This window comes from Ruegeria sp. C2 (assembly GCF_056537765.1).
The window spans coordinates 413,327-428,527 of sequence record NZ_JBQFRZ010000001.1; the positions used below are offsets into that span (position 1 = coordinate 413,327).

A 15,201-nucleotide genomic window follows, 5' to 3' on the forward strand; every position below is an offset into this window, starting at 1 on the left:
AAACCCGGGAGCATGTGGAGTCTTGAGACCTTGGGCCGGATGCGTCTGTCCAAGCATTTCTTTATGCGTGACTTCCTGTATTCCGAGATCGGGAATTTTCACCAAAAACAGAATATCCCCGAGAACCCCGATCTTGCCATCGAGACAGGTCGGGCGTTTTGCGAGGCTCTGATGGACCCGCTGGAAGAGACCTTTGGGCGGGTTGCTGTGCGGTCGGGTTATCGCTCTCCGTCCCTGAACCGGTTCGGGAATGAAAACCGTCTGAACTGTGCCCGCAATGACAATCCGCTGGAGTGCCACATCTGGGATTGGGGGCAGGGTGATGCGCGGATTGCAGGGGCTTCGGTGGTGATCCCATGGTTTGCGGATCGCTATGCCGAAGGCCGCGACTGGCGCGATCTGGCCTGGTGGATGCACGACCATCTTGATTACTCCGAAATCTGGTTCTTTCCCAAGCTTTGTGCGTTCAATCTGGTCTGGCGACCCAAGCCGCAGCGTCGGATCGACAGCTATATAGCGCCGCGTGGGTGCCTGCTGAGCGCGGGCGAAGAGCCGGATGAAACGCCGGAGCAGCGGCAGGCCCGGTATGCTGATTTCCCAACTTTTCGCGGCATTCAGTATCCCTGAATTTTGCGCTTGCCGCACACGCTCAAAACTCTCATCCTGAAGCAAAGCAAGAACGACTGAACCGTCAAAAGAGGGAGGACCCGCGTGATCGAGCCGCTGGTTTTGCTGCCCGGACTGATGAGTGACGCAAGGCTGTTTCGACCGCAGATCGAACTTCTGTCGCGAGACAGGGCCGTAACGGTTGCGCCGATCTCGGGCGGGGAGCGAATCGAGGAGATCGCCTCGGGATTACTTGACCAACTGCCACAAAGGTTCGCGCTTGCCGGGCACGGCATGGGCGGAATGATCGCGTTGGAGCTGATCCGCCGCGCTCCGGATCGGGTGAGGAGGCTTTGCCTGATATCGACGGATGCGCAAGCTGATACCCCGCATATCGCGGCAGGGCGCGAAGAGTTGATGATTGGGGCGCAGGCCGGACGTCTGGACGAGGTGATGCACAAAGTCATCGGTTCGGACACTCTGGCACCGGGGCCGCGGCGAATACCCATTCTGCAGAATATGATCCAGATGGCGCTTGAGCTGGGGTCTGATCTGTTCGCGCGGCAAATGCGGGCTTTGCAGCGCCGACCGGATCAGCAGGCCACGCTGCGCTTGATCGGAGTGCCAACGTTGGTTCTGTGCGGTGCTTACGACACTGTGACCCCGGTTCGAAAACACCAGTTCATGGCAGATATGATCCCTGAAACCGAGTTGCTGGTATTGGATGATGCGGGTCATTTGCCAACGCTGGAGGCCCCGGGGGTCGTCAACAGCGCTTTGGTGGAGTGGCTGCAGGTGCCGCTGCGATTGCTTTAGTCGTAGAACGCATAACGCTGTTCTTTGGTCAGGATGGTCGGGGTGACGACGGGTGCGGCGGTTTCTGCGGCAAAGAATTGCGATGTCTTCCAACGACCTGACAGGCGCGATCCGATTACGCGTCTGATCAATCCAAACGCTGCATATTGCACCTTTTCGTGCTTCTGCTTGCCATTTGGCGCAGGCACGAACCCGCGTGTGGTAATCGGGCCGAGCCTGGATGGATCGGGAATACGTTTCACGACAAAGCCCGCGAATGGAAATTTACCAGTTTGCGGTGTGGTCGCCAGAGGCGCGTCACAGCAGCTCGCGTACCACCGCAACATTCCCTTCGGGCTAAGCTGCATGGTTGCAAGATGCTCTAGACCCTTATCGATGCGGATATCTTCTGGCGTGGTCTGCAGGATTTCGACCGGGCCGGGGGCGGGGTCGGGTTGTTTAAAATACAGCTGCGCGGCGCGGCAATCGTGACAATAGCAGTCAACATGGGTGCCGCACCTGACACCTCTGGGTGTCAGATGCCCGCACAATGCACCGCAGGTGCATGAAAAGGGAAGTGCATCTGCGGTTGGTTCACTCATGCAACCTTGTTGCTATTGGCCGCCCGGCGATTGGGCTTCTTGCGGCTGTTTTCGTTCATGAAATCAATCACAAGCGGGCGGATATTATCGCGCCAGCTGCGCCCGGCGAAGATACCATAGTGGCCCGCGCCGGGCTCAACATGGCTTGCCTTCTTGCTGTCGGGCAGACCGGTGCACAGGTCCAGCGCCGCAATACACTGACCGGGGGCCGAAATATCGTCATTCGCGCCCTCAACCGATTTCACCGCGACATCGGTGATCTTGCCGATATCGACCTTATGTCCGGCGACTACGAATTCATTGCGCGCGATCTCGCGGTTTTTGAACACACGCTCAACCGTCGACAGATAGAATTCGGCCGTCATATCCATCACGGCCAGATACTCATCGTAGAAACGATTGTGGGCATCGTGGTCCGAGGCTTCATCGCGGATAACGCGCTGAATTTGGTCCGAGAAGGCCTTGCTGTGGCGCTCGGCATTCATCGACATGAATGAGGCCAGCTGCAGAAGGCCGGGATAAACCATCCGACCCACACCTTTGTATTTAAAACCAACGCGTTGGATCATGGTTTCTTCCAACTGACCCATAGTGACGCGGCGACCGAAATCCGTGACCTCGGTTGGGGTCGCGTCAGGGTCGACCGGACCGCCGATCAGGGTCAGGGTGCTGGGCTGTGCCTTGGGCTCGACCTCGGCCAGATAGGCGGTTGCAGCCAGAGTCAGAGGCGCGGGCTGGCAAACAGCAACAACATGCGTGTCGGGGCCCAGCTCTTTCATAAAATCGACAAGGTAGAGCGTGTAATCCTCGACATCGAACTTGCCTTCGGACACAGGGATATCGCGCGCGTTATGCCAGTCGGTGATGTAAACCTCACAATTGACCAGCAGGCTTTTGACGGTCGACCGCAACAGCGTTGCATAGTGACCCGACATCGGCGCAACCAGCAAAACCTTGCGCGGCTGTTCTTCACGCCCATTGACGCGGAAGTGGATCAGGTCACCGAATGGGCGCTCCAGAACCGTGGTTATGTCAACCAGATGATCTTTGCCGTCTTCGCAGGTAAAGGTGCGGATGCCCCAGTCGGGCTTGACCACCATGCGCTGAAAAGTACGCTCCGTCACCTCACCCCAGGCTGCCATCCAGTTGAAGGCCGGGTTAGGTGTCATCGAAAACAACGGGTAGGACGCCATCGCACTGGCAGTTGCACCAAGCCACTGGTTGGTGTTACGCATTGTTTCCATCAGGTCGTAGGTCATCATGTAGCGCATCGAATGTGCCTCCTGGGTATCAGCCTGAAAGTTTGGACCATTCGCCGCTTTGCTCCCCGATGGCTACGACGTTATTCTGCATAGCAGCGAGGTTAGGGGGGAATTGTTAAAATGACAACTGCTGACGGCCAAACGCCGAAGTTGACCGAAGAAACCATTGATCGACTTAAAGAAAATATGGGCAAAGTCGAAGAATTGTCCAAGCGACTTGTCGAGGTCATGGCCGGAAAAACGCCGCATACCCCCGCGCTCGATGGTCCGAATCAAGAGCTTTTTGCAAAAGCAGCAACGGCCTATTGGACCGAAGCCTTTCAGAACCCGACCAAGCTGCTTGAACATCAGATCGAATATTGGGGAAAGTCTGTCCTGAACTTTGCCGAGGCTCAACAGGCCTTTGCAAGCGGTGAAAACGAAGCGCCTGAATCTCTGTCCAAGGACAAGCGATTCTCGAACCCGATGTGGGAAACCAACCCGTATTTCCGTCTTATTCGCCAGCAGTACCAGACCAACGCGGAGGCCATCTCGCAGGCTGTTGCGTCGGTTGAGGATCTTGAGGCCAAGGACAAGCAGCGGCTTCAGTACTTTTCGCAACAGATTATCGACATGATGGCACCAACGAATTTTCTGGCCACTAATCCAGATGCGCTGGAAAAGGCGGTCGAGACCGAGGGCCAGTCGTTGATCCAGGGGTTGGAAAATCTTGTCTCGGACCTTGAGGCCAATGATGGCGAGATGGTCGTCAGGCTGGCCGACGAAAGCGCCTTCGAGATTGGTGGCAATATCGCGACCACACCCGGCGATGTCGTCTATCGCAATCGTTTGATGGAGTTGATCCAGTACAAACCAGTCACCGAGACAGTGCATGAAACGCCGATCGTGCTGTTCCCGCCCTGGATCAACAAATTCTATATCCTCGATCTCAAGGCACAGAACAGCCTGATCAAATGGGTGACCGAACAGGGCTATACGCTGTTTGTTGTCAGCTGGGTCAATGCCGACAGCTCTCATGCCGATATCGGGTTGGAGGATTATGTTCAGGATGGTTTCCTGACTGCCATCGACGAGGTCAAGAAGATCTGCAAGGTCAAGCAGGTCAACGCGGTGGGGTACTGTATCGCGGGTACGACGCTGAACCTGACGCTCTCGCTGATGAAACAGCAGGGTGACAAATCGGTGAAGTCAGCGACCTTCTTCACGACCCTTACGGATTTCGGTGAGCAGGGCGAGTTCACGCCCTTCCTGCAGAACGATTTTGTCGATGGTATCGAGGATCAGGTCACGAAAGACGGGATTCTCAAGGCTTGGATTATCGGGCGCACCATGTCCTTCCTGCGATCGAGGGATCTGATCTATACCCCGGCGATCCGGAACTACATGATGGGTGAAACACCGCCCGCCTTCGATTTGCTGTTCTGGAACGGAGACGGGGCCAACCTGCCCGGGAAAATGGCGATCCAGTATCTACGAGGGCTGTGCCAGAGCAATGATTTCGTCACAGACGGGTTCGAGCTTTTGGGTCACAAGCTGCACATTAAGGATGTCGACGTGCCTCTGATGGCGATCACCTGCGAGACGGATCACATCGCTGCGTGGAAGGATTGCTATCGCGGCGTGCAGCAGATGGGCTCGAAGTCCAAAACCTTTGTGGTCTCGGAATCGGGTCATATCGCGGGCATCGTGAATCCGCCCAGCAAGAAGAAATACGGCCACTACACCAACCCGGATATGAAGGCGGATGCCGAAACCTGGTTGAATGACGCCGACTTCCACGAGGGCTCCTGGTGGCCGATGTGGGAAGCATGGTTGAAAAAGCGCTCTGGCAAGCAGGTTCCGGCCCGCGACACCGGCGATTCGGATCATCCGCGGCTGTGCCCGGCCCCTGGAACCTATGTTTTGGTCAAGGCAAACCGCTGATATCATTTTGAAACTCAACTTTTTCTGCATTGCAGCAAGAAAAAACTTGCAATGCTGCGATGCAGCAATCATATTGTCCTCAAGCTGATGAAACCCGGGGTGGGCCCGGACAGGCTAAAAGGATTAGGACAATGGCAAAGACTCAAGACTTTACCGCGACCCTGAAAGACATGATGGGTGCATTCCCGGTTGACACAAGCGCTCTGGAAGACGCGTTCAAATCGACCGCATCGCTGAACGAAAAGCTGTCGGGCGTTGCCCTGGACGCAGCTGAGAAGTCGGCTGAAATCTCGAACAAATGGACCAAGGAAACCCTGGCCAAGCTGACCGAGATGTCGAAAGCAAAGGCAGAGCCTGCTGACTACGCAAAAGCCGCAACCGACTTCGCAAGCGCGTCGGCTGAAGTTGCCGCAGAAAACATGGCTGCTTTCGCTGAAATCGCGAAAAAAGTTCAGACCGAAACCGTTGAGCTGCTGATGGCGGCTGGCAAAGACGCTGCAGAAGACGCAACCGCAGCCGTCAAAAAAGCCACCAACGAGGTGACCGCTGCCGCTAAGAAAGCAGCAACCACCAAGTAAGGCAAGTCTGCGAACTAGCACCCATTCCTCCCAAGCGGTGCAATCGCAAGAGGGCAGGTCGTTTGACCTGCCCTTTCTTTTTGTTCTGCAGTCGCATAACCTCTGCTGCAACGCATCATCCTTGGGGAGGGTAAACGGTGTCGGAACAAGAAAAGCCGTTGTTGATCAAGCGCTATGCCAGCCGTCGGCTGTATAACACCGAGACCAGCGACTATGTCACACTTGAAGATATCGCGGGGTTCATCCGCGATGGGCGCGAGGTGCAGATCATCGACCTGAAAACCGGGGATGATCTGACCCGCCAGTATCTGCTGCAAATCATCGCTGAACATGAAAGCCGAGGGGAAAACGTTCTGCCGGTCAATGTTCTCAACGATCTGGTCCGCAGCTACATGGTGCCCGGCGGGGGCATGATGCCCCAATTCCTGCAAAGCTCGTTCGATATGCTGCGCGAAAGCCAGTCCAAGATGATGGAGAACATGAACGCCATGAACCCGATGTCGCAGATGCCTGGGTTCGAGGCGATGCAGGCGCAGCAGCAGGCGTTCCTGAAAGCCATGACCGGCGGGTTGTCGGGCAAATGGTCCGGTTCGGATGACGAGCAAGAGGCGTCGTCGGAACCCAAAGAAGATCTGGACGACATCAAAAAGCAACTCGCGGAATTGCAGCAGAAATTGTCCAAGCTTAGCTGATCGGGCTGATGCGCCGACTGCTTGCGATTGCGGTACTGCTCTGGGCGCAGACGGCGCTGGCGCAAGGTAAATTCTCGAACGTGTGGGAGCCGATCTGCACAATGGGGCAGGACACTTCGGCTGGCTGCGCGGATATCCGGGATCGCGAAATCCTGAACGCCTTCGAGGAGCCTTGGCGGGCTATTGGGCGCGTCAATTTTGCCAGCCGCAGCCAGCGGTCTCACTGTACAGGTGTTCTGGTGTCGGAGCAGTTGGTGCTTACGGCGGCGCATTGCCTTTACAATTCTGCCCGCCAGCGATGGATACCGCCTTCAAGCATCCGGTTTGCCGCAGGATATCAGCGCGGTGAGGCTGTCGCGGTCTCTGCCGTCAATGCCTACCGGCTGTCCGCATCGCAAGGTGTGGATGGAGCTTTCAACAATCGCGCCGACTTGGATTGGGCCGTGCTGGAACTGACCGATCCGATCGGAGCAGAGCTTGGGTTCTTGGCGCTCGCCGACGACACAAGCGAAGGGTTTGTGTCGGGGTATCCCGGCTTGCGCTCCCATGTCTTGAGCCGTACCGGAGCTTGCGTGCCTCAGCCTGCGGGTCAGCACCTCCTGCACGCAATATGTCCTGTCATGATGGGAGATTCCGGCGCGCCACTACTGGTTCAGACGGAGGAAGGTCCGGCAGTCGCTGGGATATTGTCGCGCATCGCGCCGACCCCGGATGGGATCGACGCGTTGTTTTTGTCCGTTCAAGCGTTTGATCTTGGTGAGAGCTGATCAGGTACCGTAGACCGGCATCGGGCCGACCACTTCACCTATTGAGGCCAGCAGAATATCCGCGATCACGTCAAGTTCTTCGCGCGTCAGGCGGACGGGCAGGCGCACGTCACAGGCGCTCATCAGCATGGCGCGGGTTTGTGGCAGATCGACCTGTTCGGGCAGGAATTGCCAGTTCCAGAAGGCGCGCGCGTTATCCTGGCTCAGACCGAAGACCTGCACCTTAACACCCCGTGCCTCGGCAGCTGCCGCGAAAGCTTTGATTTCATCGTCACCAAGGTCCACCAGATTGAACTGGATCGAATCCGGCGCGCGGCGTTCAGCTGTCAGCGGTGCGGGCACGTCGATATGGGGCGACGCGTTCAGGCGATCCGCGACATAGTCATGGTTCTCCAGTCCGTCACGTACCCGACGCGCCAGTTCCGGAATCTGCGGGCGGATCACGGCGGCGCTGAGGTTGCTCATCCGCAGGTTGTAAAGCGGCAACTGGTTTTGCCAGCGGGCAAAGGCCAGCTCAAGCTCGGGTGCGCCTGAGTGTTTTTTCCAGTTATGTTCATATGCGCCTGACATGATGACGGTGCGGGCTACCAGATCAGCGTCATCTGTAATCAGGATTCCGCCTTCGCCCGCGTTGATCATCTTGTAGGACTGGAACGAGAAACAGCCGATCTTGCCGATCGTACCGATATTGCGCCCATTCCAGGTGGTGCCAAGCGAATGCGCTGCGTCCTCAATCACAGGTATATCGCGCGCGTCACACAGCTCCATTATGGCATCCATGTCCGAGGTATGGCCGCGCATATGGCTGATGATCACCGCCTGAACGCTATCCAGCTTGGCCGCGAAATCCTCCATGTTGATGCGATAGTTGCTGCCAACTTCGCAAAGAACCGGAATGCAATCCGCGTGAACGACCGAGGACGGCACGGCGGCAAAGGTAAATCCTGGAATCAAAACCCGCGCATCCCGCGGCAGGTCCAATGCCTTGAGCGACAGAAACAGCGCAGCAGAGCAGGAAGACACGGCCAGAGCGTATTTGCTGCCCAGCAGCGCGGCAAACTCGGCCTCAAGCAGTGCAACTGGTGCATCCTGTGGCGCAGTATAGCGGAACAGGTCGCCAGATTGCATCAGGGCGTCAATTGCGTCTCTTGCGGCTGCGGGGATGGGTTCGGCGTCATGAACGTTGGGTACAAGCGTCATATTTGGTTTTCCCGAATTTTATCTTTGGGAAAGATAAAGTCATATAACGCTCAAGCCAAGGCTTGTTTTGCCCAATTGGCGAAATTTCACCAATCTATCGTAAACTCAGGGATCAGAGTGTCAGCCGCAGGTTCGCCGGTGCCAGAGCTGGTGGCCAATTGTGCCCGAGCAACTGATGCATATAGTGTCTTTCCATGTTGATCTTTCTCACCATTCTGTTCCTCGTCGCCGCTGGCCTCGGCTATTATTTCTGGTCAAAACGACAGGCCCGCGCCGAATTGCTTGCCACGCCGCTGAGCGCCCATCAGCGCGATATCATTGATCGTCAGGTGCCAATCATCCGGCGGCTTCCACAGCCGTTGCGCCAGCATCTGGATGGCAAGGTGAATTTGTTTCTGGATCAGGTGAGTTACTACGGTTGCGATGGGTTGGATGTGACGGAAGAGATGGAACTTTCGATTGCGGCACAGGCTTGTCTGCTCGTGATCAACAGTGACCTTTGGTACGACAACCTGACGACGATCCTGATTTATCCCAACGCCTTCAAGTCAAAGCAGCAGCGGCGCTCGGGTTATGTCGTGTCTGAGAAAGAAATCGTGCGCACCGGTGAAAGCTGGGATCGCGGGCCGGTTATTCTGTCCTGGGCGCACAGCCAGCAAGGGGCGCTGGATGATCGGGATGGTCAGAACGTGGTGCTGCATGAATTTGCGCATCAGATTGACGATCTTTCAGGCGGTACGAACGGCGTGCCAATTCTAAGCGCAGGCCAGAGCTTTGCCGAATGGGAAAAGGTATTTCTGACCGCCTATGACGCGTATGTACACGCTGTCGAAAACGGTCGACGCACGGTGATTGACCCCTATGGTGCGACTGGACACGAGGAGTTTTTTGCCGTCTCGGTCGAAGTGTTTTTTGAACGCCCCCGCGCGTTACAGCGCGAGGTGCCTGAGGTGTACGAGCAGCTCTCGAAACTGTTCCGTTTGAACCCGGTCGAGTGGGATTAGCGTGCCAGATTCAGACGGAACCGCATCTTGGCCTTTCGCTCGGCGGGCAGGTGCCGGTTCAGACGTTTGTTGACCATGCCGAAACACCAGACGATGACCAACGTCAATAAGATGAAGTAGAACGCCAGAATCGGGTAAGGAATGAACGGGTTGAACGTCTTGTCGGCGAAGTAGCTTGCGTAATACAGCGCGTCTCCGCGCTGTTGCCAGGCGGGGAAGGCCGAGAAGAAGACCAGCGTCGTGGATTGGAACACAAAGATGGCTTCGTTCGTATAAGCAGGCCAAGCCAGCCGCAGCATGGTGGGCCAGATGATGCGGCGGAACCGGGACCAGCCAGACATGCCATATGCGTCTGCGGCTTCGGTATCCCCTTTGGGGATCGAGCGTAGCGCACCATAGAAGATCTCACCCGAATAGGCGGATGTGTTCAGGAACAGCACGATCAGCGCCCCCAGCCAGGCCGAGGTGAAAGCATCGAACATCGGATAGGGCTTCTTCAGCGACAGGAAGAAGAAATAAGCGAAGAAGAACTGGATAAAGAGCGGTGAGCCGCGGAACAGGAAGATGAACCACTCGGACGGTTTGCGCAGCCATTTATTCGATGAGGCTTTGCCGACGGCCAACGCGGTGGCGAGGAAGAACCCTGTGACCATCGCCATGATCCCGAAATAGATATTCCAGATCATGCCCGAGCCGATCAGCGTGAAATGCTCGCACAGAGTGAAATCGGTTTTGGGCAGCAGGCGCTCGCCGAAGCCCAGTGACCGGAGGCCATAATCCTGAATGGTCTGGAGGCAGCTCATGCGGTGGTCTCCTTGCGCAGAAGCTCTCCGCCCGATGTGGCCTGACCGTGGGACAGGCGGCGCATCAGTTTCTCAAGCCCGACTTCCGAGACGCGGGTCATGCCGAGATAGAAGATCAACAGGGCGAGGAAGTACCACATACGCCAGTCGCCGTGGGGGTAGTCGGTAAAGCGCGAGGTTTTGGTGCCGCCCAGTTCACGTGCCCAATAGACGATATCTTCGATGCCCAGCAGGAACAGCAGCGGCGTGGCCTTGATCAGCACCATCCAGAGGTTCGACAGGCCGGGCAGGGCGTAGACCCACATCTGTGGCACGAGGATGCGCCAGAAGGTCTGGCGGCGGGTCATGCCATAGGCCTCGGCGGTTTCCAGTTGGGCGTGGGGCACGGCACGCATGCCGCCGAATAGGACGTTGGCGGCGAAGGCGCCGAAAACGATGGAAAAGGTGATGACCGCGAGGAAAAACCCATAAGTTTCGTGCACCCATTCAGGCGCGGTGCCCAGCGGCAGCTTGGCGGCTTGGCAGACGAGGAAGTCATTGCCTTGCCGAACTGGTTCGGTCCAGTCGGGGCAGATAACTTTGTGCCGGATCCACTCGAAACCCTGATCCAATGCGATCACGAAAAACAGGAAAAAGGCGATGTCTGGCACGCCGCGCACAATGGAAATGTAAGCTTTGCCCAGCCAGCTTAGCGGTGGGAAATGCGACCGCGCCGCCATGGCACCGGCAAAGCCGAAGCTGAGCGCGACTGGGGCAGTGACGGCTAACAAGCCCAACACTTTGAGAAAGGATAGGTAGAATGACCAGTGGACGCCATTGGTTAGATAGCACGAGAACCAGTGGAACGTGCCGAGCGTGTCAGGATCAGCGCAGTAGGAGAACATATGGCGTCTTTCGAACGTCTTTACCGGCAAAGCCGATGCCGCGGCCCGGCGCTGAGGCGCCGGACCGGGATACGATAGGTATTAGTTGGTGACGACTGAACCGTCAGCACCGTATGTGGCGATTCCTTCACCGAACCACTTGATCAGCATTTCGTTCAGTGTGCCGTCGGCCTTCATAGAAGTGATGGCCTCGTCAAACTTACCACGCAGCTCACCGTCGCTTTCACGCAAGCCCATGCCGACACCACCGCCCAGCGGAACCGGATCTCCAACAAAGACCAGTTCACCGCCCGATTCTTCTACCAAAGGAACCAGATAATCGCGGTCTGCCAGAACGGCATCGGCTTCGCCGTTACGAACGGCTGCGATGGTTTCTTCCGGGGTTGCGAATTCGACAAGGGTCGCGCCGGATTCGGCAACGTGGCCAGCCTGGATGGTGGCGGTTTGTGCCGCAACAATACCGCCAGTCACATCTGCCGCGTCAGAGGTCGCAACGTATGCTGAAGCAGTCGGCGGATAGTAGTCTTGAGTGAAGTCGATGACCTCATCACGTTCGTCGGTGATCGACATGCCCGCGATGATGGTGTCGTAGTTGCCCGAGACCAGATTCGGAATGATCGAATCCCAGTCGTTCTTGACCCACTCGCATTCCAGATTGGCGCGCTTGCACAGTTCATCACCTACGTCACGCTCAAAGCCGTCGATCTCACCAGCGTCGTTGATGAAGTTATACGGAGGGTAGGCGCCCTCGGTGCCCATGCGCACGGTTTCGGCCATGGCCACACCGGCGGTCAGAGCCAGTGCTGCGGTGGTCAGAATCAGGTTTTTCATTGTTACTCCCCTTATTGGTTCTGTCCGTTGATTATGCCGCCTGAGTGGCGGAGAGAAAGCCCTGAAGCCGTTGGGATTCAGGGGTGGTGAAAATATCTTCGGGTGTGCCCTCTTCTTCGATCAGGCCTTGATGCAGGAACACAACATGGCTGGAGATGTCCGCTGCCATCTTCATGTCATGGGTCACGATGATCATGGTGCGGCCTTCGGCGGCCAGATCCTTGATCACCTTGATCACTTCCTGTTCCAACTCAGGGTCGAGCGCCGAAGTGGGTTCGTCAAACAGGAGCGCTTCAGGCTCCATGCAAAGCCCCCGCGCGATGGCGGCGCGCTGTTGCTGGCCGCCAGACAGCTGTGCCGGATAGACGTCGCATTTGTCGCCAATGCCCACCTTTTCCAGATATTTGCGGGCGCTGTCCTCAACTTCGGCCTTATCACGGCCCAGAACGGTGACCGGGGCCTCCATCACGTTTTGAAGGATGGTCATGTGGGCCCAGAGGTTGAACTGCTGGAACACCATCGAAAGATTGGTGCGGATACGCAGCACCTGTTTGGCGTCGGCCGGGCGGCGGTTATGCCCTTCACCGGACCAGCTCACCGGTTCACCTTTGAACAGAATCTCGCCCTGCTGGCTGTCTTCCAGCAGGTTGCAGCAGCGTAGAAGAGTAGATTTGCCTGACCCGGAAGAACCAATCAGCGAGACAACGTCGCCACGATGGGCGGTAATGTCCACTCCCTTGAGCACCTCGAGATTTCCGAAGCTTTTGTGCAGGTTCTTGATCTCGATGACGGGCGCGTTTTCTGTCACGGGCAGTCCAGTTATTGTGAATGGTGTTGGTGCGGTACTAGGGCTGAAAAATTGAACCAATGCAATGCGCAAATGACAAGTTCACGTGGCGAAATCGCCAAAATGACCAGTCGCTTTAACCAAAATCGTCAGTTTAACGTCCGCTCTGCCCGCCAAGCAGGCGGGCCAGGGTTATTGAGACACACGGTGTTTCCAGCCGTGTCGGCGCGACGAGGTGCTGGCTGTGATGGCGGGATGGGTTATTGGGGAGGCATCGAGGGTGATCGAATCAGCCGCGTATCAGGCTTTCGCAGCCCGTTGACGGGCCAGGGCTGAATCTACGTCGCTGACACCTAGCAAGCTGACAACGAGGCGCAGCAGCGAATCCTCCTCGCCAGTGCGTTGCCCGTCGGCCAGTGCGACGGACCACATCGCCTGTACCACCGCCAAACGGTCGTCATAGGCGACTGCCTCTTTGATGGCTCGAGTGAAGCGGACGGTGTCGGGTGCCTCGGCCTCAAGATCTTCGGCGCGGGCACGCAGGGCTGCAGCCTCGAACGGCGAAAGGCCGTAACGCTCGGCCGAGATACGGTCGATCCGGGCCATCTCGGTATCGGCATAGTCATTGTCGGAACGTGCGATGCGCACCAGTAGGGCGGTAAGGGCCAGGCGGGCATCGTCTTCGACAAGCGGGTCGGGCTGTGGCTGTGTGAGCCGAGACAGGAAATCACTGAACATAGTCAGATATATAGTGCGCAATCCGAAAGGTGGAAACCGGTATTAGGGGCAAATTGTGCGTCAAAGAAAGCCCCGGCCTAGGTCGCCTCCAAGCGGCTTTGCACCCGTTCGCGGGCAGCTTTGCTGTCGTTGAAGCTGAGGCCCATGGCAATACGGGCCTCTTCAACGATTTTGATCTCACCTTCGTCCGAGTTGCCATCGGCCAGCACGACCTCCCACAAGGCGTCCAAAGCGGCCAGGCGCTCCTGCAAATCAGTGGTTTCACGGATCAGCTTGCCAAAAGTATCGGTTTCCGGCGCGGCAGCGTGCAGCTTTTCACAGGTAGCGCGCACTTTTGCGGCCTCAATGGCGTTGTGCTGGTAGAGGCGGGCGAGGATGCGGTCGATCAGGCTGATCTCTTCCAGTTTGTAATCACGATCTGCCTGCGCCACGCGCACCATCAATGCACCGAGGGCCAGTTCGGCATCCGGGTCTGGAAGGTTGTCGTGTTGCGGCGGACGGAACGCCTGAAAGAACTTCTTCAACATAGGGTTAGGATATTCCTAAATTTCGGACGCGCCAAGCGGTGCTAACCTTCATAGCCCTGAATGATCACAAGATCGCCGGTGGACACCGGATCGCGCAGGGCCTTAGCCGCTTGATAGCCTTCGCTTTCATAACAGGCCAGCGCCTGTTCGTAGCTGGGGAATTCGATCACTACGGTGCGGGCGCGGGCCTGGCCTTCGACCTCGGTCCGATCACCGCCTCGCACGAGGAATTTGGCACCATATTCGGCGAAAGGCGCGGCGTTTGCGGCTATATAGTTCTTGTAGGTGTCGAAATCATCGACATCGACATGGGCAACCCAGTATCCTTTGGCCATGGGGCTTCCTCCTGTGCTTTCACGCGCAAGGTGCGGAGGAATGTCTGGGAATGCAATCCCCTAAAAGTGGATCACCCGCCCGATTGCAGCGCCTCGCGAGCTTTGTTCTGCAGCCAGGCAATCATCTGCCGGTAGGGCACAGGGCCATAGCTGATCCGGGCTACGCCAAGTTTCGCCAGTGTCGGCGTGTCAGGTGTGCCGGGAAGGGCGATGATATTGACGGGTAAGTCGGTTGCTTCACACAGGCGACCGATCATCGTTTCATCTTTCAGGCCCGGTGCAAAGAAGCCGCTGGCCCCGGCCTCAGCATAGGCTTTGGCGCGGGCCATGGCATCGTCCAGCATCGTCTGATCATGGCTGTCGGGCACCGCCTTGAGGAAGATATCGGTACGGGCATTGATGAACGCGGGAATTCCGGCAACATCACAGCTCTCACGCATCGCTGCGACGCGCGCAGCCTGCGTTTCGATGTCATAAAGCTCTTTCGTTCCAACGATCTGGTCTTCAAAGTTGAAGCCGATCACGCCGGTTTCGAGGGCCCGTTTAACATTGGCCGAGATGCCGAACGTATCTTCGGCATAGGCGCCTTCCAGATCCATGGTGACCGGGATGTCAACGGCCTCCACAATGCGCCGCGCGTTTTCCAGCGCCGCGTCGAAGGGGATGTTCTGCCCATCTGTAAAGCCTTGCGCCATTGCGACCGGTGCACTGCCAGTCGCCAGAGCCTTGGCCCCGGCATCGCGTACAGCTGCGGCGCTGCCTGCGTCCCAGATGTTATAGAGGATGACCGGATTGCCCTTCTTGTGCAGGGCGGCAAAGGTTTCTGCTTGGGTTATCTGATCTGTCATGGCCGGTCTCCTGTCGGTT

18 protein-coding genes are annotated in these 15,201 nt (G+C 57.2%); 7 read left to right on the forward strand and 11 right to left on the reverse strand.

All coding sequences use genetic code 11. The features are described from left to right. The first annotated feature begins 12 nt into the window (after positions 1–12). On the forward strand, positions 13–627 hold the full coding sequence (locus tag ACR0IV_RS02100) for a hypothetical protein (RefSeq protein ID WP_480658577.1): 615 nt from the start codon (positions 13–15) through the stop codon (positions 625–627). Positions 628–711: 84 nt separating this feature from the next. Beyond that, positions 712–1,422 (forward strand): alpha/beta fold hydrolase, encoded by a 711-nt coding sequence (locus ACR0IV_RS02105; RefSeq protein WP_480658108.1) that lies wholly within the window; start codon positions 712–714, stop codon positions 1,420–1,422. On the opposite strand, the gene ACR0IV_RS02110 is transcribed toward ACR0IV_RS02105, so the two are convergent. Further along, on the reverse strand, positions 1,419–2,003 hold the full coding sequence (locus ACR0IV_RS02110; protein WP_480658106.1) for a DUF6151 family protein: 585 nt from the start codon (positions 2,001–2,003) through the stop codon (positions 1,419–1,421). The two genes, ACR0IV_RS02105 and ACR0IV_RS02110, sit on opposite strands and share 4 nt — an antisense overlap. Beyond that, positions 2,000–3,274, reverse strand: coding sequence for a polyhydroxyalkanoate depolymerase (phaZ, locus tag ACR0IV_RS02115; RefSeq protein ID WP_480470202.1), 1,275 nt, complete (start codon positions 3,272–3,274; stop codon positions 2,000–2,002). The genes ACR0IV_RS02110 and phaZ overlap by 4 nt, the downstream gene beginning before the upstream one ends. 111 nt (positions 3,275–3,385) lie before the next feature. On the opposite strand from phaZ, the gene ACR0IV_RS02120 reads away from it, so the two are divergent. The 4 genes from ACR0IV_RS02120 to ACR0IV_RS02135 all read left to right on the forward strand — a co-directional run bounded on the left by ACR0IV_RS02120 (position 3,386) and on the right by ACR0IV_RS02135 (position 7,225). Next, positions 3,386–5,188, forward strand: coding sequence for a PHA/PHB synthase family protein (locus tag ACR0IV_RS02120; protein WP_480658104.1), 1,803 nt, complete (start codon positions 3,386–3,388; stop codon positions 5,186–5,188). A gap of 131 nt (positions 5,189–5,319) precedes the next feature. Next, positions 5,320–5,766, forward strand: a complete 447-nt coding sequence (locus ACR0IV_RS02125; protein WP_480470200.1) for a phasin family protein — start codon at positions 5,320–5,322, stop codon at positions 5,764–5,766. Between the two features lie 137 nt (positions 5,767–5,903). Then, positions 5,904–6,458 (forward strand): polyhydroxyalkanoate synthesis repressor PhaR, encoded by a 555-nt coding sequence (phaR, locus tag ACR0IV_RS02130; RefSeq protein WP_480658102.1) that lies wholly within the window; start codon positions 5,904–5,906, stop codon positions 6,456–6,458. An 8-nt stretch (positions 6,459–6,466) separates the two neighbouring features. Then, positions 6,467–7,225, forward strand: a complete 759-nt coding sequence (locus tag ACR0IV_RS02135) for a trypsin-like serine peptidase (RefSeq protein ID WP_480658101.1) — start codon at positions 6,467–6,469, stop codon at positions 7,223–7,225. On the opposite strand, the gene ACR0IV_RS02140 is transcribed toward ACR0IV_RS02135, so the two are convergent. Next, positions 7,226–8,425 (reverse strand): DegT/DnrJ/EryC1/StrS family aminotransferase, encoded by a 1,200-nt coding sequence (locus ACR0IV_RS02140; protein WP_480658100.1) that lies wholly within the window; start codon positions 8,423–8,425, stop codon positions 7,226–7,228. It lies immediately after the preceding gene. A 194-nt stretch (positions 8,426–8,619) separates the two neighbouring features. Here ACR0IV_RS02140 and ACR0IV_RS02145 point away from each other — a divergent pair, with 194 nt between their 5' ends. After that, the gene (locus ACR0IV_RS02145; protein WP_480658098.1) at positions 8,620–9,429 is read left to right on the forward strand and encodes a M90 family metallopeptidase; all 810 of its coding nucleotides are present in this window, start codon (positions 8,620–8,622) and stop codon (positions 9,427–9,429) included. On the opposite strand, the gene ACR0IV_RS02150 is transcribed toward ACR0IV_RS02145, so the two are convergent. The 8 genes from ACR0IV_RS02150 to ACR0IV_RS02185 form a co-directional block, all read right to left on the reverse strand. Further along, entirely contained in the window at positions 9,426–10,232 is an 807-nt protein-coding gene (locus ACR0IV_RS02150) for an ABC transporter permease (RefSeq protein ID WP_480470195.1), read from the reverse strand. The two genes, ACR0IV_RS02145 and ACR0IV_RS02150, sit on opposite strands and share 4 nt — an antisense overlap. Further along, positions 10,229–11,116 (reverse strand): ABC transporter permease, encoded by an 888-nt coding sequence (locus ACR0IV_RS02155; protein WP_480658097.1) that lies wholly within the window; start codon positions 11,114–11,116, stop codon positions 10,229–10,231. The genes ACR0IV_RS02150 and ACR0IV_RS02155 overlap by 4 nt, the downstream gene beginning before the upstream one ends. A gap of 81 nt (positions 11,117–11,197) precedes the next feature. After that, complete coding sequence (locus tag ACR0IV_RS02160) at positions 11,198–11,947, reverse strand: transporter substrate-binding domain-containing protein (protein ID WP_480470193.1); 750 nt, start codon at positions 11,945–11,947, stop codon at positions 11,198–11,200. Between the two features lie 31 nt (positions 11,948–11,978). Further along, positions 11,979–12,755, reverse strand: coding sequence for an ABC transporter ATP-binding protein (locus ACR0IV_RS02165; protein ID WP_480470192.1), 777 nt, complete (start codon positions 12,753–12,755; stop codon positions 11,979–11,981). Positions 12,756–13,034: 279 nt separating this feature from the next. Continuing rightward, the gene (locus ACR0IV_RS02170; protein WP_480658096.1) at positions 13,035–13,472 is read right to left on the reverse strand and encodes a tellurite resistance TerB family protein; all 438 of its coding nucleotides are present in this window, start codon (positions 13,470–13,472) and stop codon (positions 13,035–13,037) included. 77 nt (positions 13,473–13,549) lie between these two features. Next, on the reverse strand, positions 13,550–13,999 hold the full coding sequence (locus ACR0IV_RS02175) for a tellurite resistance TerB family protein (protein WP_480470190.1): 450 nt from the start codon (positions 13,997–13,999) through the stop codon (positions 13,550–13,552). A 41-nt stretch (positions 14,000–14,040) separates the two neighbouring features. Further along, positions 14,041–14,334 carry a DUF1330 domain-containing protein gene (locus ACR0IV_RS02180; protein WP_480470189.1) on the reverse strand — a complete coding sequence of 98 codons (294 nt, stop codon included), beginning with the start codon at positions 14,332–14,334 and terminating at the stop codon, positions 14,041–14,043. 71 nt (positions 14,335–14,405) lie between these two features. Next, positions 14,406–15,182 carry an isocitrate lyase/PEP mutase family protein gene (locus tag ACR0IV_RS02185; RefSeq protein WP_480658094.1) on the reverse strand — a complete coding sequence of 259 codons (777 nt, stop codon included), beginning with the start codon at positions 15,180–15,182 and terminating at the stop codon, positions 14,406–14,408. Between the last annotated feature and the right edge of the window lie 19 nt (positions 15,183–15,201).